Here is a 24,330-nt window from a genome sequence, read left to right on the forward strand (position 1 = left end):
CTTTTTGTCGCGTTTGACAAAAAGTGACTCGCCGTAAGGGCGAAAAGGTGAATAAGCGTCACCATCGCATATGGACTATGCTTGCCATGAAAACCCACGAACAGCAAACAACTTCAAACTTCAAACTTCAAACTTAAAGAGCGTGGCCGGACACACCGAGCAGACATTCTTTTACGCAAGTGGCGCTTAACCACCTTCCCGCCGTAAGGGCAAAAAGGTGAATAAGCGTCCCCATCGCAAATGGACTATACGCACTATCAAAACCCACCCAGAGATGGCGATCAACAACACTACAGCGGCGTCACCACCACCGTACACGTAGTCCCCGCCGCCAACAAAAACCCCTCCGGCACACTATCAATATGAATCCGCACCGGCACCCGCTGCGCCAACCGCACCCAGTTGAACGTCGGGTTCACATCAGCCACCAACTCACGGCTCTGCGGGTTGTCCCGATCATAGATACCCCGGGCAATACTCTCCACATGCCCCTCCAACCGCGCCCCACTCATCATCTGCAACTCCGTCGGGTCCCCCACTTTCACATGCGGCAACTTGGTTTCCTCGAAAAACCCATACACCCAGAACGAGTGCTCATCCACCACCGCCATCACCGCCTCCCCCGTACGCGCATAATCCCCCCTGTGCACATTCAGGTTGGTCACGTAGCCATCCACCGTCGCCACGATCTGCGTACGCTTGAGGTTCAGCTCCGCTGACGCCAACTGCGCCTGGGCATGCTGGTAATCAGCCAGCGCCGAACTGGCGATGTTGCTCGCATCGTCGCGGCTTTCCTTGGAGATGACCAGGTTGTCCATGTCCGCACGGCGCCTGGCGTTGACCCTGCGCATCTCCCACGTCGCTTTGCGCGAGGCCACCAGCGCCTTGGCCTGGTCGACCGCCACCTGGTAATGCGCCGGGTCGATCTGGATCAGCACATCGCCCTTCTTCACCCGCTGGTTATCCTTGACCGGCACGTCCACCACATACCCCGGCACATCGGCAGCGACGTTGATGATGTCGGCACGCACACGGCCATCCCGGGTCCAGGGCGTGGTCATGTAGTGCAGCCACAGCTGGCGACCGATCACCACCGCAGCAGTCAGCACCAACAGAGTGGCGACCAGGCTGAAGAACTTTTTCATTGAAGGTTTCTCACCAATAGAGCGACAGCGCCAAGGCGCCGAACAGGCAGACGAACAGGCTCAGGCGCAACAGCGCCGGGTGCCAGAAGAAACGGTAGCCATCGTGGCTGGCGATGAACCGGTCCAGGCCCCAGGCCAAGCCCAGCGCAAACAGGAACATCAGTGTCAGGGTGGGCATATAGACGCCATGGAAGGCAATTTCACGGGGCATGGTGCACACCTTTGTCCGGGGCCAGCGGTGACAGGGGGTCGAGCAGAGACGAGCGAATGAAGTGCAGGTAGCTTTGCGCACGGCGCAGCACCGAGGTGTCGAAGTGCCGGGCGAAGGGCTCATCGGTGGCCTGCACCCGCGAAATGGCATGGTCGACCGCCACCAGGGCCCGCTCATGGTTGCTGGCATTGGGCTGCAGGAACAGCCTTGCCAGCGCCCGCCCCATCACCCGGATCGCCTGGCGCCACGGCTGCGATTCGGCATAGGCCGGGTGCACCGGCGCGCGGTCCTGCTCCTTGCGCAGCTCGATGACCGCATGGCCGATTTCCAGCACGGTGAACATCCAGCCCATCAACTGGCTCTGCACCTGCGGCTTGCCGGCAGCAAGGCCGTAGGCCTGGTGCAACAGGTCGCGGGTGCGGCTTTCGAAGGCCGTGCCGATGCCGCGCAGCCGGCCGCTGATGGCGAACAGCACCTGCTCGCGCAGTGCCTGCTCCAGGCGGCTCCACAGCCAGCGGCTGTTGGGCGGCAGGATGATCGCCCCGGCGGCGGCGCACACGAACATGCCGATAACCATGGCGATGTAGTCGTTGATGAAGCTGTACGGGTCATACACCGTCAGGTTGTTGGGCACCGAACCGATGGCGAAGAACACCAGCAGGCCGATACCGTAGCCAGCGTAGGCCGGGCGCGACGACAGAAACGCCCCCAGCACGAACACCGGCGCCAATACCATGCACAGCAACGGGAAGCCGTCGATCCAGGGGAACACGAAAAAGGTTTCGAAGAAGCCCACCACCGCGCCGATGGCCGTGCCGCAGGCCATCTGGAAGGACAACCGCTTGGGGTTGGGCGATGCCGCAGAAAGGCCCACCGTGACCGTGGCGATCAAGGTCATCATGGCCCCGCTGGGCCAGTCGCTCAGCAACCAGTAGCTGCCCAGCAGCAACAGCACCGCCGATGCCCGCAGCCCGGCGGCCAGCGACACCAGCCAACTGGTCTGCGCCACGTAAGGCTCGTCCCACTGCTCGCGCTCGTGCTTGTGCACGGCCAGCGACGCATGGGTTTCGGCGTAGCTGTACATCTCGTCGACGAAGCGGTACAGCAACTCGAACGCGGTGTGGAAATCCAGCAGGTCCGCTTCACCGGGTTCGGTGGCCAGGTACTCGGCGCGCAGGCTGCGTACCTGGGCCTGCAGGCCCTCCCGGTAGGCCCCCAGCTCCAGGGTCAGGCGCAGCGCATCGGCGTCGGTCAGGGCGCGGTTCACATAGGGCTGCAGCAACTCGACCAAGGTCTGCAGGCCGGGCTCGATGGCGCCGACAATTTGCGACGGCCCCCGAGCACGCAGGCGTTCGATCAGGCGATGCAGGGCGTTGAAGCGCGTGGTGATGGCCATGAACTCGCTGTTCATGCGCACCAGGCGGCCACTGCGCCGCCGCATGTGGGGGTCCTCGAAGGCGGTGACGTTACGCAGGCTCTCCAGGCCTACCGCCTCGGCAACGAAACGCACGTTGCTGCTTTCAAAACGATCGCGCTGGCTGTCGCCCCGCAACGCCTCGACCACTACAGCGGCGAACACGCCAAAACGCTGGTAGAGGGCGTTGCGCATGGCGGCGCTGGCGGACTGTGGCAGCACCGCAGCACTCACGAATGTGGACACCAGGATGCCCAGGGCAATTTCCAGCACCCGCCACATGGCCGCCATGAAGGCTTGGTCCGGGTGCTGCAGCACTGGCAGGCCGATCATGGCGGCGGTGTAGCCGGCCAGCACGAACCCGTAAGCCTGGAAAGTGCGGTAGCGCATGGCCCCTGCTGAACACAGGCCCACCCACAGCGCCAGGCTGGGCAGGAACAGCTCGGTGTTCTGCGGGAAGATGGCCATCAGCGTCACCATCATGGCAGAACCTGCCAGGGTGCCCAGCACCCGATAGAAGCTCTTGGCGAACACATGCCCGCTTTGCGGCTGCATGACGATGAACACGGTGATCATGGCCGTGCGCGGCTGCGGCAGTTCCAGGCGCATGGCCAGCCACAGGGTGATGAAGGCCGCCGCCAGCACCTTGAAGATGTACACCCAGGTGACGCCGTCCGTGCGCACCCAGGCAAAAAAGCCTCGTCGCCACTCCAGGCGTTGCAGCCAGCGCAGGGGCAAGCTGGCAGCGCTCATTCTGCGCGGCCCCTTCTGGGGTTGAGGATCGCCAGGGTGGCGGGGGTTTTTGGCGCCGCCTGGCGCTGTTCGTCGGGCACATCCCTACCGGCCTGCAGGCCACCGCCCAGGGCGGTAACCAGGTCGGCATGGGCAACCAGGCGCGCGGCCTGCACCTGCTGCTGCACCTGCTGCTGGCGGAACAGCAACGTCTGCGCGTTGAGTACGTTCAGGTAGTCGGTGAGGCCGCGTTTGAACGCTACCGTGGCGATGTCGTAGGTTTTCTGCGCAGCCGCCACCGACTCGGCCGCGAAGTGCGCCTGCGCCTCCATCGACTCGCGGCGGATCAGCTGGTCGGAGACACCCTTGAGCGCATCCACCACGTTCTGGTTATAGCGCGCCACAGCCATGTCGTAGCCCGCCGAAGCGGCACCCAGTTGCGCGCGCAAGCGGCCACCGTCGAACACCGGCAAAGTGACGGCGGGGCCAACGGTGTAGTTGAACTTGCGCCCGGTGAGAAACGCCAGCGCGCCACCACCGGTGGCCATAAAGCCCAGGCTGCCTACCAGGTCGACGTTGGGGAAGAAGCCGGCGTGGGCCACATCGATGCCGCGCGCCTGCGCAGCCACCTGCCAGCGGCTGGCAACCACATCAGGCCGCTGGCCGACCAGTTCGGCGGGCAGCGTCGAGGGCAGCTTCAAGGGTGCAGCCAGTGCCAGGCTGGGGCGCTGCAACTGGGCGCCCTCCCCCGGCCCCTTGCCCGCCAGGGCAGCCAGCTGGTTGCGTGCCAGGGCAATGGCTTCGTCGAGGCTGTCGAGCTGGCGATGGATTTCCGGCAACGGCGCTTCGGCCTGGCTGACCTCGAAGTGGGTGCCGATACCGGCATCCAGGCGGCGTTGGGCCAGGGCCAGAATCTGCTGTTGCTGGGCAAGCTCGGCCTTGACGATGTCACGCTGGGCAAAGTGCAGGCTCAACTGGATGTAGGCGCGCACCACATTGTGCTGCAGTTCCAGCTGCGCCTGGCGGGCCTCGGCCACGCTCACGTGCACCTGGTCCACCGCCTGCTCGCTGGTGTTGCGCTCCCGCCCCCACAGGTCCAGGGCATAGCTCAGGCCAAGGGCCGCCTGGTTGTCCCAGGTGTTGGCACCCGACAATGCGCCAGGCCCGTAGAATTGATCTTCGGGCCAGTTGTGGCGCTTGAGTGCAGCCTGGCCATTGCCTTGCAGTTGCTCTGCCGACTCGGCGATGCCGGCCATGGCCCGGGCCTGGCGCACTCGCGCCGCCGCCATGGCCAGGCTTGGGCTGCCGGCCAGGGCCAGGGCGATCCAGTGGTCCAGTTGCGGGTCAGCATAGGCATGCCACCATTGCTGGTCGGGCCAGTGGGCGTCGCTGGCGGCTTGCTGTATGGCCTCATCCGTGCTGAGGGTGTTGGCTTGCAGCGTCTTGGTTTGCGGGGCGATGCCCCAGGTTCCGATACAGCCACTCAAACAGAGGGCAAGGGCACAGGCACTGAACGCATGGAGCGTTCTGTTGAGGCGACGCGGCACAGCTGCGGTATCCCGAGGAAAAGGTGGAGGGGCCGCGCAATTCTAGGGGGCCGCCGCACTGGCGATAAGCGCTGTTTCCTGCGAATCTTTGTTACCAAAACAGCGATAATCCGCCTTTGGTCGTAGGCAATTTTCATCTCTTGCGCATGACTTCGTGACACAATTTTGTCCTCTACATCGAGAGTGACCCATGGACACCCTGCAAAACATGCGTGCGTTCAGTTGCGTTGCCCAGCTTGGCAGTTTCACTGCCGCAGCGGGCCAGTTGGATACCACCACCGCGAACGTGTCGCGGGCGGTTTCCAACCTGGAGGCCCACCTGCAAACCCGGCTGCTCAACCGCACCACCCGCCGCATTGCGCTGACCGAAGCCGGCAAGCGCTACCTGATGCGCTGCGAACAGATTCTGGCCTACGTGGAAGAGGCCGAGGCCGAGGCCAGTGACGCCCACGCCCGCCCGGCCGGGCAACTGAAAGTGCATTCGATGACCGGGGTGGGCCAGCACTTCGTGGTAGACGCCATCGCGCGCTATCGCGAGTCGCACCCGGACGTCACCTTCGACCTGACCATGGCCAACCGGGTACCCGACCTGCTCGACGAGGGCTACGACGTGTCCATCGTGCTGGCCACGGAGTTGCCGGACTCTGGCTTCGTGTCGCAACGGCTGGGCATCACCTACAGCATCGTGTGCGCCTCACCCGGGTACATCGCCCGCCACGGCGTGCCGCAAAAGCCCGCGGACCTGCTCAGGCACGCCTGCCTGCGCATGGTCAGCCCGGTAATCCCGCTGGAGAAATGGCTGTTCGACGGCCCGGAGGGCCAGGAGATGGTCAACGTCACCAGTTCGCCGTTCATGGTCAACACCGCCGACGCCATGCGCACGGCCATCCGCAGCGGCATGGGCGTGGGGGTGCTGCCGATCTACTCGGCCATCGAAGGCCTGCGCAACGGCAGCCTGGTGCGCATCCTGCCGGAGTACCGCCTGCAGGAACTGAACCTGTACGCCATCTACCCCTCTCGCCAATACCTGGACGCCAAGATCAAGACCTGGGTGGAATACCTGCGCAACTCCCTACCCGAAATCCTTGCTGCCCACGAGGCCGACCTGAAAACCCACCAGGTCATGATCGCCAACTAAAGGCCGCCTGGCGGCCCTCTCCAACCCAATCACGCTTCATCTTGCCGCTTCCAACTTGCAGCTTTCAGCTTGCAGCTTGCAGCTTGCAGCTTGCAGCTTGCAGCTTGTAGCTTGTAGCTTTCCGTCCGAAGGGTGTTTCGATGAAAAAGACTGTCCTGGCCTTCAGCCGCATCACGCCAGCAATGGCCGAGCGCCTGCAGCATGACTTCAACGTGATCGTGCCCAACCCCAAGCTCGGCGACATCAGTGCCCAGTTCAACGAAGCGCTGCCTGAAGCCCATGGCCTGATCGGTGTGGGCCGCAAGCTGGGGCGGGCGCAGCTGGAGGGCGCAGGCAAGCTGGAGGTGGTGTCCAGTGTGTCGGTGGGCTACGACAACTACGATCTGGACTATTTAAACGAGCGCGGCATTGCTCTGACCAACACCCCGGATGTATTGACCGAGAGCACCGCCGACCTGGGGTTTTCGCTGGTCATGGGCTGTGCCCGGCGCACCGCTGAACTGGACGCCTGGACCAAGGCCGGCAACTGGCAGGCGACCGTGGGGCCGGCGCAGTTCGGCAGCGACGTGCACGGCAAGACCCTGGGTATCGTCGGCCTGGGCAACATCGGTGCCGCCATTGCCCGCCGCGGCCGATTCGGTTTCAACATGCAGGTAATCTACGCAGGCAACAGCCGCAAGAGCGCACTGGAACAGGAACTGGGCGCGCAGTTCCGCAGCCTGGACCAGTTGCTGGCCCAAGCCGATTTTGTCTGCATCGTGGTGCCGTTGTCCGATGCCACCCGCAAGCTGATCGGCGCACGGGAACTGCAGCTGATGAAGCCCAGCGCGTTCCTGATCAACATCGCCCGCGGGCCGGTGGTGGACGAGGCGGCACTGATCAATGCACTGCAAAACGGCACCATTCGCGGCGCCGGGCTGGATGTGTACGAGAAAGAGCCGCTGGCCGACTCGCCGCTGTTCAAACTGCCCAATGCCCTGACCTTGCCGCACATTGGCTCCGCCACGGCAGAAACCCGCGAAGCCATGGCCAACCGCGCCATCGACAACCTGCGGGCAGCCCTGCTGGGCGAGCGCCCCCAGGACCTGGTGAACCCGCAGGTGTGGAAAAGCTGAACGGCCGTTCTATACCGACCTCGGCACGCCCGGGGCCACCCTGGCCCTGGGCTTGCGAAACACCAGCACATTGCCTGCCATCACCGCCACCAGGCCCAGCAGCGCGGGCGGCGTCCACTGATACCCCTCCACCGCTGCAGACACGTTCAGCGCCACCAAGGGGAACAGCACCGTGCAATAGGCCGCACGCTCCGGCCCCATGGCCCGACCAGCGTGAGGTAGGCCGTAAAGGCGATCACCGAACCCGGCACCACCAGGTACAGCAACGAACCGATGTACCGCGTGCTCCAGTCCAGGGTGAACGGCACGCCGGCCAGCACGCAGAACACCGCCAGCATCCCGGCCCCGTACATCATGCCCCAGGCATTGGTGGTCATCGGCTTGAGCCCGGCCTTCTGCTGCATGCTCGACAACAGGTTGCCTGCCGAGAAGCACAGGGTGCCCAGCAGCGCCAGGGCCATGCCGTACAAGGTTTCACGGCTGGCGGCATGGTGCGAGAGCTCCGGCCAGAACAACAGCCCCAGGCCGGCTAGCCCCAACGCCCCACCGCCGAGCACATTGGCAGCGATCTTCTGGCCGAAGAACAAGCGGGCGTTGAGCGCGTTCCACAGCGTGGCAGTGGAAAACACCACCGCGATGAGGCCGCTGGCGATCCATTGGCTGGCGCTGAGAAAACAGATGAAGTTGACGCAGAACAGGCACACACCCTGGGCCAGGCACAGCCAGTGACCACGGCGGTTCATGGCTTGCAGCTTGCGGGTGAGCAACAGCACGGCGAACAGGATCAGCCCGGCGAGGGCAAAGCGGTAGACGATGGATACCGGGATGGCGACCACGCCCAGTTGAAGTTTGAGCGCGATCCAGGTGGTGCCCCAGATCAGGACGGTGAGCAGGTAGAGTGACAGGTTCATCAGGGGCCTCAGGCGGTGGGGATCAATTCGGGGACCGCATTGCGCTGCCTTGCACGAAATCTCAAAGTGGCCGCAATCACTGTGGGGCAACTGTGTTCCACCAAATCTCAAAGTTGACGCAATCACTGTGGGAGCGGCTTCAGCCGCGAACACCGGCAAAGCCGGTGCCATACACTGCGCTGCCCGCTTCGCGGGTAAACCCGCTCCCACAGAAGGCGAGAGCAGGGTTATCTCCCAGATGCGAGTTTCATCCGGATAGCCCATTGCGGCTTGCATAAACTTGCGCATTTGTTGCGCAGGTAGCTGTAAGCCTGCCCCAGGCTCAGTAGGATGGCTGGCAAGAGGAATTGCCCATGACCCCACTCGACCAGCTGCACGTGTTCAATGCCATGCATGCCTCGCCCAATGCCCGGCTGGAACTCAGCGCGCACCTGGGTGACGGCTTGGCGGCTGCGCTGTGGCACAACCGCGACGACGCTCGCGACTACCAGGCGCCCAGCCATCACACCTTGTCGTGCTACATCGACGATGGCATCGGCACCTTCCGCCGCCAGCGCCCGGCAGACAAAGGCGCACCGGACAAGCTGTGCATACTCCCGGCCGGGCATGAGTCAAACTGGGTGATCAATGGCACCATTCGTGTCGCCCACCTGTATGTGAGCGAGGCGCAGTACGCCCTGGGCTGCGTGCGCCTGCTCGACCGTGAACCGCGTGAGCTGCAGTTGCAGGAGGCCACCTTCACGGACGACCCGCAGCAGGCCCGGCGGTTTCGCCAGCTCATACAGCTGGGTTGGGACGAACCTGCAGAACGCCTGCTGGCCAGCAGCCTTGCACACGAAGTGGTGGACCACGCCCTGCTCAGCCAGGTGGGGGTGCGTGATGGGTTGCGGCTTAAAGGGGGGCTGGCGCCGAACCTGCGGCGCCAGCTGATCGACTACATCGAGGCGCACCTGGCCCAGCCCCTCACCCTGGGCGAGCTGGCCGTGCGCTGCAACCTGTCCGAATACCATTTCGCGCGCATGTTCCGCACCAGTTTCGGGCTCCCCCCGCACCAGTACCTGCTGGCCCGCCGGCTGCAACGGGCTTGCCAGCTGCTGCGCCTGGGCGACACGCCACTGGGCGACGTGGCCATGGCCTGCGGCTTTGCCAGCGCCAGCCACTTCACCAACCGCTTTCGCCAGGCGCTGGGGGCGACACCTGGCGAATACCGGCGGGCGTTCAGCCGCTGAACCGAGGCGGGCCAGCGCGCCTTAGAACTCCAGCGTGCTGGACAGGCTGACCTGCCGGGCATCGCCCAAGGCGAAGAAGTACTGATTGACCGCCGAGCTGTAGTACACCTTGTCGAACAGGTTCTTCACGTTCAGTTGCAGGCGCACCTTGTGCTCGTCCAGTTTGGTTTCGTAGCTGGCAAAGGCATCGGCCACGGTGTAGGAAGGCAGGTCGAAGGTGTTGGTGGCGTTGCCCGGGCGCTCGCCAACATACCGCGCCCCCGCGCCCACCCGCAGGTTGTCGCCACCGAACAGGTTGCCGAAGTCGTACACCGCCGACAGCGAAGCCCCATGCCGGGCCACGTTCTGCAAGCGGTTACCTTCCAGGGCCGGGTCTTTTGTCACCTTGGCGTCGGTGAAGGCGTAGCTGCCGATCAGGCTCCACCGCTCGCTCAACTGGCCGGTGAGGTCGAGCTCGACGCCACGCGAACTGACTTCGCCGGCATTGCTGTACACCGTCTCGCGGGTGGTGGAGTCGAAGTTGGACACCAGCACGTTGCGCTTGGTGATATCGAACAGCGCCAGGGTGCCGGTGATGCGGCCAGGCACATCGAGCTTGGCGCCCAGCTCCCAGGACTTACCCTCTTCCGGCGCGATTGCTGAGTCCAGCACCACATTGCCGGCCAGCGGCGCGATGGTGGAATTGGGCTTGAACGACTCGCTGTAGCTGCCATAGAACGACAGCTGTTCGTCCACCTTGTAGACGATACCGGCGTGGGGCACCCAGGTCTGGCCGCTGATATCGGTGTTGGCCTTGAACGGGCGGCCGCGACCGGCGTACTGGTCGTACTGCTGGAAGCGCCCACCCGCCACCAGGATCCAGTGGTCGTCCAGGTGCAGCGCGTCCTGCAGGAATACCGCGTCGGTGCGCAGCTTGTCGGTCTGGTCGCTGTCGCTGGCGCGCACAGTGGTGCCCTCCACTTCACGCCCATAGACCGGGTTCAGGTAGCTGAACACCGACTTGGGGGTCTGGCGGATCAGGTCGGCGCGGTAGATCTTGCGGTCTTCGTGGTCCACGCCGAACAGCAGGTCATGCTGCATGCCGGCCAGTTGCACATTGCCGGCCAGGCTCAGGGTCACGAACTGGTCGCGGCTCATGGCGCCCTGGGTACCGTCGATGCTGCGGGTGAGCGTGCCATTGCGCGTGTTGATGCCGGTGACGCGCACCTGGCTGGCGTCGTAGGTTTCGCGGTTGAAGCTGTAGCCCAGGTGCAGCTTCCAGTCGTCGGCGAGCTGGTGGTCCACCTCCAGCCGGTACAGGTCCGAGCGCCCCTGCATGTCATTGAATGGCTCATCCAGGCGCCGTGTGGCCGGGATGTTCAGCGGGTGCCCATCATTGCCGAAGGCCGTGCCGCGGTCGAACGGCGAGAGAAACTCCCGGTGTTCGTAGGCCAGCACTACCTGGGTGTCCTCGCCCAACCAGGCCAGCGAAGGCGCTATCAAGGTTTCCCGGTGCACGCCGTAGTTGCGCCAGTAGTCTTCGTCTTCATGATCGGCGATCAGGCGGTAGGCGAAGTTGCTGTCACCCAGTGCACCGGTGCTGTCGAAGCCACCGCCACTGCCATTTTTGCCGCTGCCATAGCTGGAACCGCGCACGGTCAGGGCGTTGTACTGCTCCAGTTGCGGCCGTTTGCTGACCACGTTGATCACCCCACCCGGGTCCTGGATGCCATACAGCAGCGAGGCCGGGCCTTTGAGCACTTCCACCCGCTCGGTGCTGGCATTGAGGGCGCGGCCCTGCACCACCGGCATGCCGTCGCGCATGATCGAGCCGTCGCGGTTGTCGCCAAAGCCGCGCTTCATCACGGTGTCTGCCGTGCCGCCGAAGTTGTTGCCCTGGGTGATGCCGCTGACATTGGCCAGGGCATCGTCCAGGTTGCGCGGCGCCTGGTCGCGGATGACCTGCGCCGGCACCACGTTGATGGCCTGGGGGATGTCCTGGTTGGGCCCCTGCCCGCGCATGATCGATGCGGTGGCCGGTGGCTGGTAGCTGGTGCTGTCCAGTTGCGAAGTGACGGTGGTGGCCTGCAGGCTGAGGGCACCGGAGGTGTCCGCCGCTTCCACGGTGAGCGTGCGTGCGTCCACGCGGCGCCATGCCAGGCCGGCGCTGCCGAGCAACTGCTGCAGCGCCTGCTCGGCACTGAATCGGCCTTGCAAGGCCGGTGCCTGTACCGCCGGCAACGCCAGGGTGTAGAGCACGCTTTGGCCGGTGGTGCGGCTGAACGCGTTGAGGGCCTGGGCCAGCGGCTGCGCTGGTTGGGCAAAGGTATAGGCCTGCGACTGCTCGGCGGCGCTGGCCACGGGGGCGACAGTGAGCGGCGGCAGCACGGCAAGGCCAAGCCAGAGGGGAACGCAACGCGAGGTGAACTTCATGAACGCTGACCTGTGAGAGGGTAATCACTGCGAATGAATCGCACTTCCACTCATTACACGGATGCGGCGAGCGATTACCTCACCCCCACACAACAGTTTTTTTTGCGCAGCCGGCTACGGGCGGATCAGGGTCAGGCGCCCGAGCACCGTGTGCCGCTCGAAGCCCACCACCTTGCCGAGGGAGTCCAGCGCCAGCATCGGCTCGGCAACCGGGAAGCTGCCACTGACCAGCCGTTGCCCCAGGGCATCGTCGAGCAGCAGGATTCGCCCGGGGTAATAGCGCCTCAGGTCGTCCAGCACCTGCGCCAGCGGCGCCTGGGAGTAGTTCAGCCAGCCCTCGCGCCAAGCCAGGCGGTTGTCGCTGTTGACCATGACGGTATTGCCGACCTGGCCAGAGGCGTACATCACCTGCTGGTTGGCCGTGAGCTCACGGCCCGCGGCGCCTTGGGCCGGGCTTACCGCCACCCGACCACTGCGTACCGTCACCTGCGCCCCCGCACCCTGGTCGCGCACCTCGAACTGGGTACCCAGCACGCGCACCTGCCCCCCTGCGGCGTCGACCAAAAACGGCTCGCCGGTGTGCGTCACCTGGAAGAACGCAGCGCCATGCAGCAACCGCACCCGGCGGTGACCCTGGGCAAACTGCACAGCGATCGCACTGTGGGCATCCAGGGTCACCTGGGACTGGTCGGGCAAGGTGACGTGCCGCACCTGCCCGGCGCTGCTGTAGTCGGCCTGTAAATCCTGAATCCAGTAGCCCGGCTGCCAGCCCCCGGCCATGCCTAACGCCAGCACCAGGCACGCCGCAGCCGCCAGCCCGGCCACCCGACGCCCCCAGGGCCGCCGCGACACAGGCCGGGCCATGGCGTCGAGGTAGCCTTGCAGGGCGTGCTGGTCTTCAGCGGCCAGGGCGGCGGCAACAGGCCCACTGTTGTGCCAGGCCGACTGGGCCTGGGCATAGGCCGCAGGGTGCTGGGGGTCTGCCAGCAGCCAGCGCCTGAACGCGGCGCTTTGGGCCTGCGCCGGCTGCTCGTTGATGCGGCCCAGCCACTGCGAGGCGGCCTGAAACTGCGCGTCGGTGATCGGCGGTAGACGGCTCATCGGTGGGCGCTCCCTGGCCGGCGTGGAGTGGACGCGGGCTCGGCAACACTGGCCTTGCACGCTTGCAGGGCGCGCATCATATGCTTTTCCACGGCGCTCTGGGACAGTTGCATAGCGCTGGCGATCTCGCCGTACTTGCAACCATGCACGCGGTTGAGGAGGAAGATCTGCCGGGTGCGTTCGGGCAGCGCCCGCAGGGCGGCCTCGATGCGTTGCAGGTCGTGGGCCACTTCCAGGGCCTGTTCGGGGGTTTGGCCTGGGCTGTGCTCATCGGCAGGCAACGCGCCTTCCGCTGCACGCTCGCGGCTGCCTTCACTGCGCAGGTGGTCGATGGCCAGGTTGCCGGCGCAGCGCAGCAGGTAGGTATCGAGCGCCTCTACCTTGACTTCGGGCCGCCCCCAGAAGCGCAGGAACAACTCCTGGACCAGGTCTGACGCCGTGGCCCGGCAGCCCACCCGGCGGCTGACCAAGGCTTCCATGCGTGCCCGCTGGGCCATAAAAACCTGGGTGAAGCGCACCCGGCTGCCGAGGGTGTCGGCAACGGGTTGTACCTCATCTTCAGGCTGGGCCACGGCATCAAACGGCGAACAGGGCCAATAACGGCCCCATCAGCACACTGACAGCGGCCAGCTTCAGCAGCAGGCGGGGCTGATACGGCAAGACAAACACCCACAAGGTCACGCCCGCCATGATCACCGCCGCCCACTCCACCAAGCCGTAGGCCCAGCCACGCAGGTGCACGCTGAGCACCAGCGACACCACCAGCAGCAACCAGCCCGCCACCTGCAGGGCCTTCAGTTGCCCGGGGCGCGGCTTGCGCCCCAGCAGGTCGCTGAAGTGTTTTTCCATGGCCAGGCACAGGGCTGCGAAGCCGGCGAAAGCGATCAGTGCATTGCCCAGCATCAGCTTGCCTCCGCAGGTTCGGTGGCCGCATTGCGCGCAGCACGCGGGGTACGCTTGGCGGCCACCTTGGGGGTGCGCAGCATCTTGCTGGCCAGCCAGGCCAGGAACACACCGCTGGCCAGTGCCGTGAGGTCAAACCCGGCCATGGTCCAGTCACCGGTCTGCAGCGAGTTCCCCAGCCCACGGTCGGTGGTAAGGGCGTTGAGCAGGGGCAGCAAAGCGAAGGCCAATGCCCCCAGCGCCAGTTGCTCGGCCCAGGCGCGTCGGCCGCTGCGCAGCACGGCATGCACCAGCGACAGGCCCCAGCTGATGAAGAACACGTTGACCTCCCAATCCCCCCGGCCCTCGAGCGTGGCTGGCAGCAAGCGGTTGGCCCAGAAGAAACTGGCCACAGCCAGCAGCAGGCCACTCATGCTGGCGATGTTGAGCACCTCCACCAGCCGTAATTCCATGGGTAAGTGCGGGCTTTTGGCGTGCTTGAGCTGGCGCTTGCCCAGCCACATCACCAAGCCGGTGCCGATCACTGCCGTGCCGGCCAGGCCGAAGAAGAAGTACAGCCAGCGCAGCCACGGGCCGGCGAAGTTGCCCATGTGCAGCCCGGCAAAGCTGAACGCAGTCATCATCGCCCCGCTCTCAGGCTTGCCCTGGCCCAGCAGTGCGCCACTGGCACCGTCGAAGGTCCAGTTGGCGCTGCGCCGGTAGGCGACATGGTCAGCTGCCGATTGGGATAAGGTGACCCGGGCATTACGGTCGCCCGGGTTTTCCACGCGAATGTTGCCCACCCGTGTGCCCGGCTGCAGCGCCTGCACCTGGACGTACAGGGCAGGCAGCGGGGTGAGCGGCGCGGCTACCTGGGCGGCGGCCGGCGTTTCATCGCCACCGAACAGGTCATTGAAGTACTTTTCGGTGTCGTTGCCGTAGTGGGCCGTGATGCCCGCTGGCATCACCAGGTACATGAACAGCACCAGGCTGCTGTAGCTGATCATCAGGTGGAACGGCAGCACCAGCACGCCAATGGCGTTATGCCCGTCCAACCACGAGCGCTGGCCTTTGCCTGGGCGGAAGGTGAAGAACTCCTTGAAGATCTTCTTGTGGGTAATGATGCCGGTGACCAGGCCCAACAGCATGATCAGGGCGCAGAAGGTCGACAGCCAGCGGCCAAACGGGTGCGGCATCTGCAACTGGAAATGGAAGCGGTAGAAGAACTCGCCACCCCGGCTGTCGCGTGCCTCGACGGGCTGGCCCGTCTGGGTATCGAGGGTCTTGCTGACGAAGCCGCGCCGCCCGCCGTTGGGGTCGCGGTAGCCCACACTCAGGGCCGCTTCGCGGTCGCTGGGCATGCGGATGAACCAGGTGCTCGACTGTGCGGCATTTGCCTGCAGGTAACGCTGGGCCATGTCCAGGGCCCGGGCGGGTTCCACGGCATGGCTGCGGATTTCTGGCTGGGTCCAGTGTGTGATTTCGTCTTTGAAATACGTGAGGGTGCCGGTGAGGAAGATGGCAAACAGCAGCCAGCCGAACAGCAGGCCTGTCCAGGTGTGCAACCATGCCATGGCCTGGCGGAAACCTTCTTTCATGGGGTTTTCATCCCGTAGGCAATGGCGCTCAGCACACCCATCAATACACCCGGCGCCAGCACCCCCAACCAGGCTTGCGACGCCGTGCGGCAGGCGAAGCACCAGATGAAGGCCAGCACGTAGAACACAAACGACAGCATCAGCCCGACCAGCGTGGCATCGACCGCGGCGAGGGGTGCCAGCAAGGCGATACAAACGCTGGCCACGGATGCCAACGCATAACCCCCGAGCAGCGCAGCCAGGCTGCGGGAAGCCACGGCCAGGCGGTAGCTGAGCGTGATGCCGGCGGTTTTGCGGGTCATGGCGAGGGTCCGGGTGTTAGCGGGTGAGCAATAATAATGATTTGAATTCTCATAAGCAAAGCTCGTTTGTCGGCCCTCGCCGGCCGCTGTGCACGGCAACGGATTGCACCGCTGCCGCGGCACAAATATAATGCGAACAATTATTACTACCAGTTGCGCCATCGGCGCCGAGGTATGCCGGTGCCAAGCGCGCTCACATCCACCGTCGAAGGCCTGTACAACGCCCACCACAGCTGGCTCACCGCCTGGTTGCGCCGCCGCCTGGGCTGCCCGCACAGCGCCGCCGACCTGGCGCAGGACACCTATGTGCGGCTGCTGCAGGCGCGTGAAGCACCGCAACTGGCCGAGCCACGGGCATTCCTCACTACCGTGGCCAAGCGGGTACTGTGCAACCACTACCGCCGCCAGGAACTCGAACGTGCTTACCTGCAGGCACTGGCGCAGGTGCCTGAAGCGGTAGCGCCGAGCGAAGAGCACAAGGCGATCATTTTCGACACCCTGCTTGAGCTCGACCGCCTGCTGGACGGCCTGGCGCCGCTGGTGCGGCAGGCATTCCTGCTGGCGCAGGTCGATGGCCTGGGCCAGGGCGAGATCGCCCGCAAACTGGGCATTTCCCTGGCCACGGTCAAACGCTACCTGAGCAAAGCGGCGATGCGCTGCTACTTTGCCCTGTGAACCCGACATTCTCACGGCAGGTAGCCGAACAGGCCGTGCACTGGTTGGTGGAATCCCAGGGCGACGCGTTCGACCACTCGCAGCAGCGGGCACTGGAGTGCTGGTTGCTGGCAGACGTGGAACATCAGCGGGCCTGGGCACATATCCAGCGGGTCAACCAGCGCATGCGTAGCGTTGCGGCCCCGGTGCTGCACGCCACCCTGCAGGCGCCGCCTTCGCCCGCCAGGCGCCGAGCCATGAAAGCCCTGCTGCTGGCGGCGCTGGCCAGCGCTACTGGCCTGGGCCTGCAGCAGCACAACCCGTTGCCGGGCCTGATGGCGGACTACCGCAGCCCGGTGGGCCAACGCCGGCGCCTGCCGCTGGCCGATGGCAGTGTTTTGCAGCTCAATACCGGCAGCGCTGCCGATGTGCAGATCGACCTGCAGCAGCGACGGGTGCGGCTGCTGGAGGGCGAGCTGGCGTTGCAGGTGGCCAGGCAGGCGCGGCCATTGCTGTTGCGTACCGCTGAAGGCGACCTTCGCCTGGACAGCGGGCGCTACAACGTGCGCCAGTTCAAAGGCTACAGCCAGGTGGCCGTGTTCGATGGCGTGGCGGATGCCGACGGCCAGCGGCTGGTGGCCGGGCAACAGGCGCGCTTCAGTGGCGCCTGGCACGGGCAGGCCGTGCTCGACCGCAATGTCGGGGCATGGGTGGAAGGCATGCTGGTTGCCTCGCAGATGCGCCTGGCAGACTTCCTTGCTGAGCTGGGGCGCTATCGCCATGGCCAACTGGGCTGTAGTGACCGGGTTGCAGACCTGCGCCTGTCGGGCAGTTACCCGTTGAATGACAGCGAGCGCATCCTCGACATGCTCGAGGTGGCGCTGCCTGTGCGGGTGCGCCGGTTTACCCGCTACTGGGTCAAAGTGGAGCCTGCCCTCGGCTGAAGCCGGTCGTGCCCTGTTGGCTGCACAGCAGCCGCAAAAAAATCCCCCATGCAGTGAGCCATTTTCCCAACCTCGCGTGACAGACATGGCAACTCCACTCTTTTCAGGACCCGCCCCATGCTGCTGCGCCCTCGCCCGCTCGTTCACGCCATGCTGTTGGCCACCACCCTTGGCCTGGCCGTACCCGCCGCACAGGCTGAAAACCGTAGCTACCACATAGCTCCCGGTGCACTCGAAGAAGCCCTCAACCAGTTCGGCCGCGAGAGTGGCGCGCTGATCTCGTTTGGCTCGCACGTGACCGCTGGCCTGCGCACGCAAGGCCTGCAAGGCGAGTACGACATGCGCCAGGGGCTCGACGCGCTGCTGCGCGGCAGCGGCCTGCACGCCCACCAGGAGGCCGACAACGCCTTCAGCCTGCAACCGGTCGCCGCCACCACCGCCAACGCACCCCTGGAGCTGGGCGCTTCGACGGTGGTGGGTGACTGGCTGGCCGATGCCCGCCAGGACAATGTGTTCGAACACGCAGGCGCCCGGGATGTGGTACGCCGCGAGGACTTCGAACGCAGCGGCGCCACCACGGCCCGTGAGGTGCTCAACCGTATGCCCGGCGTGAACGCACCGGACAACAACGGCACTGGCAGCCACGACCTGGCACTGAACTTCGGCATCCGCGGCCTGAACCCACGCCTGGCGTCGCGCTCGACCGTGCTGATGGACGGCATCCCGGTGCCCTTCGCGCCCTATGGCCAGCCGCAACTGTCGCTCGCGCCGTTGAGCATGGGCAACATGGACGCCGTGGACGTGGTACGCGGTGGCGGGGCCGTGCGCTATGGCCCGCAGAACGTCGGGGGCATCGTCAACTTCGTTACCCGCGCGATCCCCGAGCAGGCCACGTTCAAGGCGGCCATGCAGAACCAGATAAGCCCGTCGTCCAGCCACGACGGCTTCAAGAACACGGCCAACCTGCTGGTCGGTGGCACCAACGACAACGGCCTGGGCGGTGCCCTGCTGTACTCCGGCACCCGGGGTGGCGACTGGCGTGAACACAGCGACACGCAGATTGACGACCTGATCGTCAAAGGCAAGCTGCAACTGGATGAAGCCAACAGCCTTCACGCCATGGCGCAGTATTACGAAGGCGAGGCCGACATGCCCGGCGGCCTGAGCAAGGCAGCCTTCGACGCCGACCCTTACCAGTCGACGCGCCTGAAAGACCGCTTCTGGGGGCGTCGCACCCTGGTCAACGCAGGGTATGACTACAAGCAGGACGACCGCCAGTTCAGCATCAACAGCTTCTTTACCAACACCCTGCGCAGCGGCTACCTGGACCAAGGCAATTTCGTTTCGCTGTCGCCGCGCGAGTACTGGGTGCGCGGTATCGAAACGCGTTTTTCCCAGGGCCTGGCGCTGGGCGACAGCTGGCATGAGGTGGGCATCGGCTACCGCTACGTGAACGAGGCCGGCCACGAGCTGCGCTACCGCGAACCGGTAAACGGCAGGCTGCCCAGCACGGCCAGCCGCAACGACCGCGACACCCGTGGCAGCACCGAGGCCCACGCCCTGTACCTGGACGACCGCATCGACATCGGCCGCTGGACCATCACCCCGGGCATTCGCTACGAAATGATCGATTCGGCCCAGAACAACAACCTCAGCGGCCAACGCTACCAAGGCAGCTACAACACCGCCTTGCCAGCGCTGAACGTGATGTACCACCTGACCGACGCCTGGAACCTGTACGCCAACACCGAAGGTTCGTTCGGCAGCGTCCAGTACAGCCAGATGCCAAACCGGGTCAACAGTGGCGAGGTCAAGCCAGAGAAAGCCCGCACCTGGGAGGTGGGTACCCGCTACGACAGCGGCGACCTGCAGGCAGAGATCGGTGCGTTCCTGATCAATTTCGACAACCAGTACGAAAGCAACCAGACCAATGATTCGGTGATCGCCCGTGGTGAAACCCGTCACCAGGGCATCGAAACCAGCGTCCGCTATGCCCTCGACGGCCTGAGCCCGGCGCTGACCGGCTTCGACGTGCATGCCAGCTACGCCTTCGTCGACGCCACCATTCGCGAGGACGGGCCGAACAAGGGCAACCAGGTGCCGTTCTCGTCCCGGCACAAGGGCAACCTGGGCGTGGGCTACACCCAGGGGCCCTGGCAGCTGAACCTGGACGGCAGCTTCCAGAGCGCGCAGTACGCCGACAACGCCAACACCGGCCCTGAAAGCGCCGACGGCAGCACTGGCCGCATACCGGGTTACGGGGTGGTGAGCACCCGCGCCGGCTACGATTTTGGCGCGCAGCTGGCCAACCTCAAGGTCGCCGTGGGGGTGAAAAACCTGTTCAACCGCGAGTACTACACGCGCTCCTATGACGACAACAACAAGGGCAAGTACGTGGGCGAACCCCGCACCTTGTATGTACAGACGTCGGTTGAATTCTGAAGCCAGACGGGCGAGCGGTGAGGCCAGGTGGATGACAGCAGTGTACTTTGCAACAAGAAATTTATTTTGCCAATGGGCTTGAATTCGTCATCCAGTTGCCTGACCTTAGAGTCAAGAGGCGCAAAAATTCCAGGGGTCTCAAGGACCTAGGCGCGCCTCCATGCGAGCAAGCTGAATAAGGATTGAATCATGCAAATCCAGGTCAACAGCAGCAACCATTTCGAAAGCAACGCCCGGCTCGACCAGTGGGTACGCAGCACACTGCAAACCTCGCTGGAACGTTACGAAGAAGACCTCACCCGCATCGAGGTCCACCTGCGCGACGAGAACGGCGCCAAGCCCGGACCGCATGACAAACGCTGCCAGATGGAGGCTCGCCCCAAAGGCCACCAGCCGATTTCCGTGACCCACACCGCCACGTCGGTCGACCAGGCAGTCGACGGCGCAGCCACCAAGCTCAGCCACGCCCTGGAACATTTCTACGGCAAACTGCGCAGCAAGCGCGGCACGCTGGAGCTAGCCGACCCGGAAGCCTGATGGTGTGAATGTAAGGGGGGCCACCCGATGGCCCCCTTACAACCTGATGACACTGCGTTGTTTTTTTACAGGTACCGATAAACGGTCCTGAACCCGTCCCCTTCCCCGCCAGTCAATTTCTGCATTGTCCCATTGCAGAAGCACGCCCATGACCAACCCATTTGCCAGCATCAACGACGCATTCAGCCCGCAGTTCCGGGTCAACCTGAGCATCGAGGCGCTTGATGGCAGCATCATGCTGACCCTGTCCGACGACTCGGGCGTGGCGGCCAAGCGGCTGATCAGCAAGGCACAGCGCAACGACCCGGTGCGCCTGCAGCGCGTCATCGACAGCATTCGCCTGGGCCTGGCCATCGACCGCAGCCAGAACCCGATGCAGGTGCTGGCCGCACTGACCCGCGATGGGGCTGCACAACAGCGCCACGTGGTTGCCAACTGAGGGCTACTTGCCCTCCTCCACATTGCGGCCATTGGCATCCAGCACCTTGGTGGACGGGTAGCGGTACGACGCGTAGCGCACCACCAGGATGGAAAACGCCAGCAACAAAATGCCCCCGCACAGGTACAGCAGCCCCACATCCGGCGCCTTGTGGTGCGACACGTCGCCGATCAGCAAGCGGGTGAGCGCGGTGATGGCTACGTAGAGCAGAAAGCGAATGGGCATGTGGTTGGTCTTGAAATAGATCCCCACCATCGCCCCAAGCTCCAGGTAGATGAACAGCAGCAGGATGTCATCGACGCTGATGCCACCCTTGCCCAGCATGTCCAGAAAGGTCACCACGGCGGCATAGGCCGTGATCGCACCAATGCCGAACAAGGCCAGATAATGGAACGCCTCCACGCACAGGTTGCCCAGCGAGTCGGCCGAACCATGCAGGCCCTTGCGCAGTTTTTCTGCCCATTTGATGTTCACGATGTTCCATTCCCCGATACGTCTTGAAGGATGATGCGTCACCGGTGTGACGCTTGTGCCATGCAGTTAAAGGGCCAGGCCCCTGCCTTGGAAGGCGGCTGATTGCCGCAGGGCACGCCTGGAGCGCCTGTGAAGAACGGGCTTGCGCGATGCAAGCAATGCCATTACTGTATATAGATACAGTAAACCAGCATAAAGGCATAGAGGTGATGAATGGCCGTCGAAGTGGTGTACCGCAGCAGCCGCGACCCGGAGCGCTTGTTCATGGATAAGGCCGAAGCAGACCGTCACGACAAGATGCTCGAACTGGCGGAACGCCTGGCCGAGGTGCTGCACAAGGCCGTGCCGTCGCTGACTGAACAGCAGGTGGAAGAAGCCGGCATCTACATGGCGAAAAACCGTGACGTATTCGCCCGTGCTTTCAAGAGCCAGCCTGATGCACTGGCAGAACTGCTCGAAGGCAGCGCTGCCGAATAAGCCAGGCTGTGCCCTGCATTGCGGGGGCAGGCCAACACGCCGTCAGGTATACAGCAAACGCTCCGCCAGCGTTTGCGCAACCCGTGCCGGCGAGCGCTTTTCGGCTTGGGCATGGCCGAACACTTCGGTGAGGCGTGCAGGTATGCGCGCAATATGCGCAGCAATAGCCGCGCTGTTCTCGCCTGCATGGGTGAGGGCCACATGGATCAGCCCCCCGGCATTGATGACATAATCTGGCGCGTACAGGATGCCGCGGGCTTCAAGCTGGTCAGCCACCTGCAGGTTGGTCAGCTGATTGTTTGCCGCACCCGCCACCGCCGCGCACCGCAGTTGCATCACGCTGTGCCCGTTCAGCACCGGCCCCACCGCGCAGGGGGCGAAGATGTCGCACGGGGTGCTGGCCAATGCATCATGGGCCACAGGGTGCGCATCAAGCTGCTCCACCGCCAGGCGCACACGGCCCGGGTCCAGGTCGCTCACCAGCAGTTCGGCACCTGCAGCATGCAGCTGTTCCGCCAAGGCATAGCCCACATTGCCCAACCCCTGTATCGCCACGCGCAGCCCTTCGAGGTTGTAGCTGCCCAGCCGTGCATAGGAGGTGGCCCGGAGCCCGGCAAATACGCCGAGCGCTGCGTGGGGCGACGGGTCGCCATAGGCGGTGGTGCTGGTGACGTGGGGGGTGCCTTGGGCGATGCAGTCCATGTCGAGTGTGGACGTGCCACTGTCCACGGCAACCACGAAGCGCCCATGCAAGGTATCGATGAAGCGGCCAAGCGCCTGGAACAAGGCGGCGCGGTTTTCCACGTGGAGGTTGCGCATGACCACCGCCTTGCCGCCCCCCAGGGGGAGCCCTGCCAGCGCGGCCTTGTAGCTCATGCCCTGGGCCAGTGCGATGGCGTCGGTCATGGCACTTTCATCATCGGCATAGGGCAGGTAGCGGCAACCGCCCATGGCAGGGCCCAGCCGCTCGTTGTGGATGGCGACCACGGCTTTAAGGCCAGTCTGTGGGTCATTGAACAGGTGCAGTGACTGGGTACGGGTGCTTTGCATCAGCGCGAACATCGGCCTGGCCCCCATGAGGTGCTGCAGTCAGTATAGGCACCTGCAGCGCACCCGCCCGCTCACCGGACCACTGGACTAAACCCCCAGTGCGGCCAATACTCAAGCGTGTGTGGAGAAGCCCATGAAGCCACGTCAAGCCTGCCTGGCCTGCCTCGACCGCCAACCGGTCGCCCTGCTGGAAGCCGCCCTGTGGATTGCCGCCGAGCATGACCTCGGCGTCGAGCCGGGCGCTGGCCTGGCCACAGTGCAGGGCCTGCAATTTGAAATCAGCAGCCATTTGCCGATGCTGCCCGTCAACGAACTGGCCCAGCCCTTGTTGCGTCAGCTCGCTGCCCTTGGCTTCCAGCAGGATGAGTACCTGCCGCTGCGCCCCCATGCCGCCCTGATGAACCAGGTACTGCAGCGCCGCAGGGGCCAACCCCTTACTTTGGCCCTGCTTGCCCTGGAGCTTGCCCAGCGCTTGTCCATTCCGCTGGAAGGGGTGAGCTTCCCTGGGCATTTTCTGCTGCGGGTGCCTGGCGCCGACCACCTGCTCGACCCCTGCGGCGGCAGACGCCTGTACCCCAACGACTGCCGTGAGCTGTTGATACGCCAATACGGCCCCGGCGTGACGCTGTCGGGTGAGCACCTGTTGGTGGCCAGCCCGATGCAGATGCTGCAACGCCTGTCACGCAACCTGCGGCAACTGCACGCCAGCAACGATGCTCCACTGGCGGCGTTGATCGATGCCGAGCGGGTGATGCAAATGGGGCCGGTGCAGGTGGGCGATTACCTTGCCCGGGCCAATTTGTATCAGGTACTCGATTGCCCGCAAGCCGAACGCTTCGATCTTGAACGGGCCATGCTGCTGACCGAAGACCCTAATCAGCAATTGACGCTCAGCAAACGCCTGGCTCAGTTACCCAGCGGCAAGCGCTCCATCCACTAGACAGGGGCATCAGGCTGGCGCGACGGGTGTGCCTGTTGAAATGCCGGATGCTGCCCGGCCAGCGCAGCCACCCGACGGATACGCGGATACCGCGCCAGGTCAACGGCAAAGCGTTCGGCAGCATAAAGCTGCGGAATCAGGTACACATCCGCCATGCCCGGTGCGGCCCCGAAGCAGAAGCCGTGGCCACTAATCAGTTGCTCGACGGCAGACAGGCCCTGAGTGATCCAGTGCCCAACCCACTGGTTGACCTGTACCTCCCCGTGCCCGGCCTCGCGCAGCCGGTTGAGCACAGCAACGTTGTGCAGCGGATGAACATCGCAGCCGATAATTGCGGCCACCCCCCGCACCCTGGCGCGCGCCGCAGCATCAGCCGGGAGCAACGCAGGATCCGGGTAGGCTTCCTCCAGGTATTCGATGATTGCAGGCGACTGCACCAGCAGCTCACCCTGATCGGTGCGCAGCGCCGGCACCCGCCCCTGCGGGTTGAGCGCAAGGTACCCGGCGCCCCGCTGCTGGCCCTGCAACAGGTTGACCGGCACCGCCTGCCAGCCCAGCCCCTTGAGCCCCAGCGCGATGCGTACCCGGTAGGACGAGGTGGAACGGTAGTAGGTATACAGCTCCATGCCTCTGCCC

At 64.6% G+C, this 24,330-nt stretch carries 23 protein-coding genes and 1 pseudogene; 10 read left to right on the forward strand and 14 right to left on the reverse strand.

Features of this window, described 5'->3' with window-relative positions; genetic code table 11:
• Positions 1-290 precede the first annotated feature (290 nt).
• Genes IAE33_RS18660 through IAE33_RS18675 form a run of 4 tightly spaced genes read right to left on the reverse strand, consistent with a single transcriptional unit; the run spans position 291 to position 5,049 of the window.
• On the reverse strand, positions 291-1,145 hold the full coding sequence (locus IAE33_RS18660) for an efflux RND transporter periplasmic adaptor subunit (RefSeq protein ID WP_201164598.1): 855 nt from the start codon (positions 1,143-1,145) through the stop codon (positions 291-293).
• Positions 1,146-1,155: 10 nt separating this feature from the next.
• The gene (locus tag IAE33_RS18665; RefSeq protein ID WP_028633275.1) at positions 1,156-1,356 is read right to left on the reverse strand and encodes a DUF1656 domain-containing protein; all 201 of its coding nucleotides are present in this window, start codon (positions 1,354-1,356) and stop codon (positions 1,156-1,158) included.
• Entirely contained in the window at positions 1,346-3,523 is a 2,178-nt protein-coding gene (locus tag IAE33_RS18670; protein WP_201164599.1) for an FUSC family protein, read from the reverse strand. Before IAE33_RS18670 ends, IAE33_RS18665 begins: the two co-directional genes overlap by 11 nt.
• Positions 3,520-5,049: an efflux transporter outer membrane subunit gene (locus IAE33_RS18675; protein WP_201164600.1), complete on the reverse strand. Its 1,530-nt coding sequence runs from the start codon at positions 5,047-5,049 to the stop codon at positions 3,520-3,522. Before IAE33_RS18675 ends, IAE33_RS18670 begins: the two co-directional genes overlap by 4 nt.
• 190 nt (positions 5,050-5,239) lie before the next feature.
• On the opposite strand from IAE33_RS18675, the gene IAE33_RS18680 reads away from it, so the two are divergent.
• Complete coding sequence (locus tag IAE33_RS18680) at positions 5,240-6,187, forward strand: LysR family transcriptional regulator (RefSeq protein ID WP_060483060.1); 948 nt, start codon at positions 5,240-5,242, stop codon at positions 6,185-6,187.
• A gap of 140 nt (positions 6,188-6,327) precedes the next feature.
• Positions 6,328-7,302 carry a 2-hydroxyacid dehydrogenase gene (locus IAE33_RS18685; protein ID WP_201164601.1) on the forward strand — a complete coding sequence of 325 codons (975 nt, stop codon included), beginning with the start codon at positions 6,328-6,330 and terminating at the stop codon, positions 7,300-7,302.
• A 9-nt stretch (positions 7,303-7,311) separates the two neighbouring features.
• Here the strand turns inward: IAE33_RS18685 and IAE33_RS18690 are convergent.
• Positions 7,312-8,213: pseudogene (locus IAE33_RS18690) on the reverse strand (DMT family transporter).
• Between the two features lie 353 nt (positions 8,214-8,566).
• On the opposite strand from IAE33_RS18690, the gene IAE33_RS18695 reads away from it, so the two are divergent.
• Positions 8,567-9,442 carry a helix-turn-helix domain-containing protein gene (locus tag IAE33_RS18695; RefSeq protein ID WP_201164602.1) on the forward strand — a complete coding sequence of 292 codons (876 nt, stop codon included), beginning with the start codon at positions 8,567-8,569 and terminating at the stop codon, positions 9,440-9,442.
• 21 nt (positions 9,443-9,463) lie between these two features.
• Here IAE33_RS18695 and IAE33_RS18700 read toward each other — a convergent pair whose 3' ends face one another.
• From IAE33_RS18700 to IAE33_RS18725, 6 genes are all read right to left on the reverse strand, one after another.
• The gene (locus IAE33_RS18700; protein ID WP_201164603.1) at positions 9,464-11,854 is read right to left on the reverse strand and encodes a TonB-dependent siderophore receptor; all 2,391 of its coding nucleotides are present in this window, start codon (positions 11,852-11,854) and stop codon (positions 9,464-9,466) included.
• Positions 11,855-11,968: 114 nt separating this feature from the next.
• Positions 11,969-12,955, reverse strand: coding sequence for a FecR family protein (locus IAE33_RS18705; RefSeq protein WP_201164604.1), 987 nt, complete (start codon positions 12,953-12,955; stop codon positions 11,969-11,971).
• Complete coding sequence (locus tag IAE33_RS18710; protein WP_236404157.1) at positions 12,952-13,452, reverse strand: RNA polymerase sigma factor; 501 nt, start codon at positions 13,450-13,452, stop codon at positions 12,952-12,954. Before IAE33_RS18710 ends, IAE33_RS18705 begins: the two co-directional genes overlap by 4 nt.
• Positions 13,453-13,531: 79 nt before the next feature.
• Positions 13,532-13,858, reverse strand: coding sequence for a DUF3325 domain-containing protein (locus IAE33_RS18715; RefSeq protein WP_201164605.1), 327 nt, complete (start codon positions 13,856-13,858; stop codon positions 13,532-13,534).
• Positions 13,858-15,435 carry a PepSY-associated TM helix domain-containing protein gene (locus IAE33_RS18720; protein WP_201164606.1) on the reverse strand — a complete coding sequence of 526 codons (1,578 nt, stop codon included), beginning with the start codon at positions 15,433-15,435 and terminating at the stop codon, positions 13,858-13,860. Before IAE33_RS18720 ends, IAE33_RS18715 begins: the two co-directional genes overlap by 1 nt.
• A complete protein-coding gene (locus IAE33_RS18725; RefSeq protein ID WP_201164607.1) occupies positions 15,432-15,737 on the reverse strand; it encodes a DUF3649 domain-containing protein in 306 nt (101 codons plus the stop codon). Before IAE33_RS18725 ends, IAE33_RS18720 begins: the two co-directional genes overlap by 4 nt.
• A 174-nt stretch (positions 15,738-15,911) precedes the next feature.
• Here IAE33_RS18725 and IAE33_RS18730 point away from each other — a divergent pair, with 174 nt between their 5' ends.
• The 5 genes from IAE33_RS18730 (at position 15,912) to IAE33_RS18750 (ending at position 20,753) form a co-directional block, all read left to right on the forward strand.
• The gene (locus IAE33_RS18730; RefSeq protein ID WP_028633288.1) at positions 15,912-16,412 is read left to right on the forward strand and encodes a sigma-70 family RNA polymerase sigma factor; all 501 of its coding nucleotides are present in this window, start codon (positions 15,912-15,914) and stop codon (positions 16,410-16,412) included.
• On the forward strand, positions 16,409-17,335 hold the full coding sequence (locus IAE33_RS18735) for a FecR domain-containing protein (protein WP_201164608.1): 927 nt from the start codon (positions 16,409-16,411) through the stop codon (positions 17,333-17,335). The genes IAE33_RS18730 and IAE33_RS18735 overlap by 4 nt, the downstream gene beginning before the upstream one ends.
• 117 nt (positions 17,336-17,452) lie before the next feature.
• Positions 17,453-19,777, forward strand: a complete 2,325-nt coding sequence (fecA, locus tag IAE33_RS18740; protein WP_201164609.1) for a TonB-dependent Fe(3+) dicitrate receptor FecA — start codon at positions 17,453-17,455, stop codon at positions 19,775-19,777.
• Positions 19,778-19,966: 189 nt separating this feature from the next.
• Positions 19,967-20,314, forward strand: coding sequence for an HPF/RaiA family ribosome-associated protein (locus IAE33_RS18745; RefSeq protein WP_201164610.1), 348 nt, complete (start codon positions 19,967-19,969; stop codon positions 20,312-20,314).
• Between the two features lie 148 nt (positions 20,315-20,462).
• On the forward strand, positions 20,463-20,753 hold the full coding sequence (locus tag IAE33_RS18750) for a DUF3509 domain-containing protein (RefSeq protein ID WP_028633292.1): 291 nt from the start codon (positions 20,463-20,465) through the stop codon (positions 20,751-20,753).
• 3 nt (positions 20,754-20,756) lie between these two features.
• On the opposite strand, the gene IAE33_RS18755 is transcribed toward IAE33_RS18750, so the two are convergent.
• Positions 20,757-21,227 carry a phosphate-starvation-inducible protein PsiE gene (locus IAE33_RS18755; RefSeq protein ID WP_028633293.1) on the reverse strand — a complete coding sequence of 157 codons (471 nt, stop codon included), beginning with the start codon at positions 21,225-21,227 and terminating at the stop codon, positions 20,757-20,759.
• Between the two features lie 213 nt (positions 21,228-21,440).
• On the opposite strand from IAE33_RS18755, the gene IAE33_RS18760 reads away from it, so the two are divergent.
• A complete protein-coding gene (locus tag IAE33_RS18760; protein ID WP_028633294.1) occupies positions 21,441-21,704 on the forward strand; it encodes a YebG family protein in 264 nt (87 codons plus the stop codon).
• A 42-nt stretch (positions 21,705-21,746) separates the two neighbouring features.
• Here the strand turns inward: IAE33_RS18760 and IAE33_RS18765 are convergent, their stop codons facing one another.
• Positions 21,747-22,766, reverse strand: a complete 1,020-nt coding sequence (locus tag IAE33_RS18765; RefSeq protein ID WP_201164611.1) for a Leu/Phe/Val dehydrogenase — start codon at positions 22,764-22,766, stop codon at positions 21,747-21,749.
• A gap of 121 nt (positions 22,767-22,887) precedes the next feature.
• Between IAE33_RS18765 and IAE33_RS18770 the strand changes: the two genes are divergently transcribed.
• Positions 22,888-23,694, forward strand: a complete 807-nt coding sequence (locus IAE33_RS18770) for a transglutaminase family protein (protein WP_201164612.1) — start codon at positions 22,888-22,890, stop codon at positions 23,692-23,694.
• Here the strand turns inward: IAE33_RS18770 and maiA are convergent.
• Positions 23,691-24,320 carry a maleylacetoacetate isomerase gene (maiA, locus tag IAE33_RS18775; RefSeq protein WP_201164613.1) on the reverse strand — a complete coding sequence of 210 codons (630 nt, stop codon included), beginning with the start codon at positions 24,318-24,320 and terminating at the stop codon, positions 23,691-23,693. The genes IAE33_RS18770 and maiA overlap by 4 nt on opposite strands.
• Between the last annotated feature and the right edge of the window lie 10 nt (positions 24,321-24,330).

The sequence above is a fragment of the Pseudomonas sp. S60 genome, from assembly GCF_016647865.1.
Lineage (GTDB): Bacteria > Pseudomonadota > Gammaproteobacteria > Pseudomonadales > Pseudomonadaceae > Aquipseudomonas > Aquipseudomonas parafulva.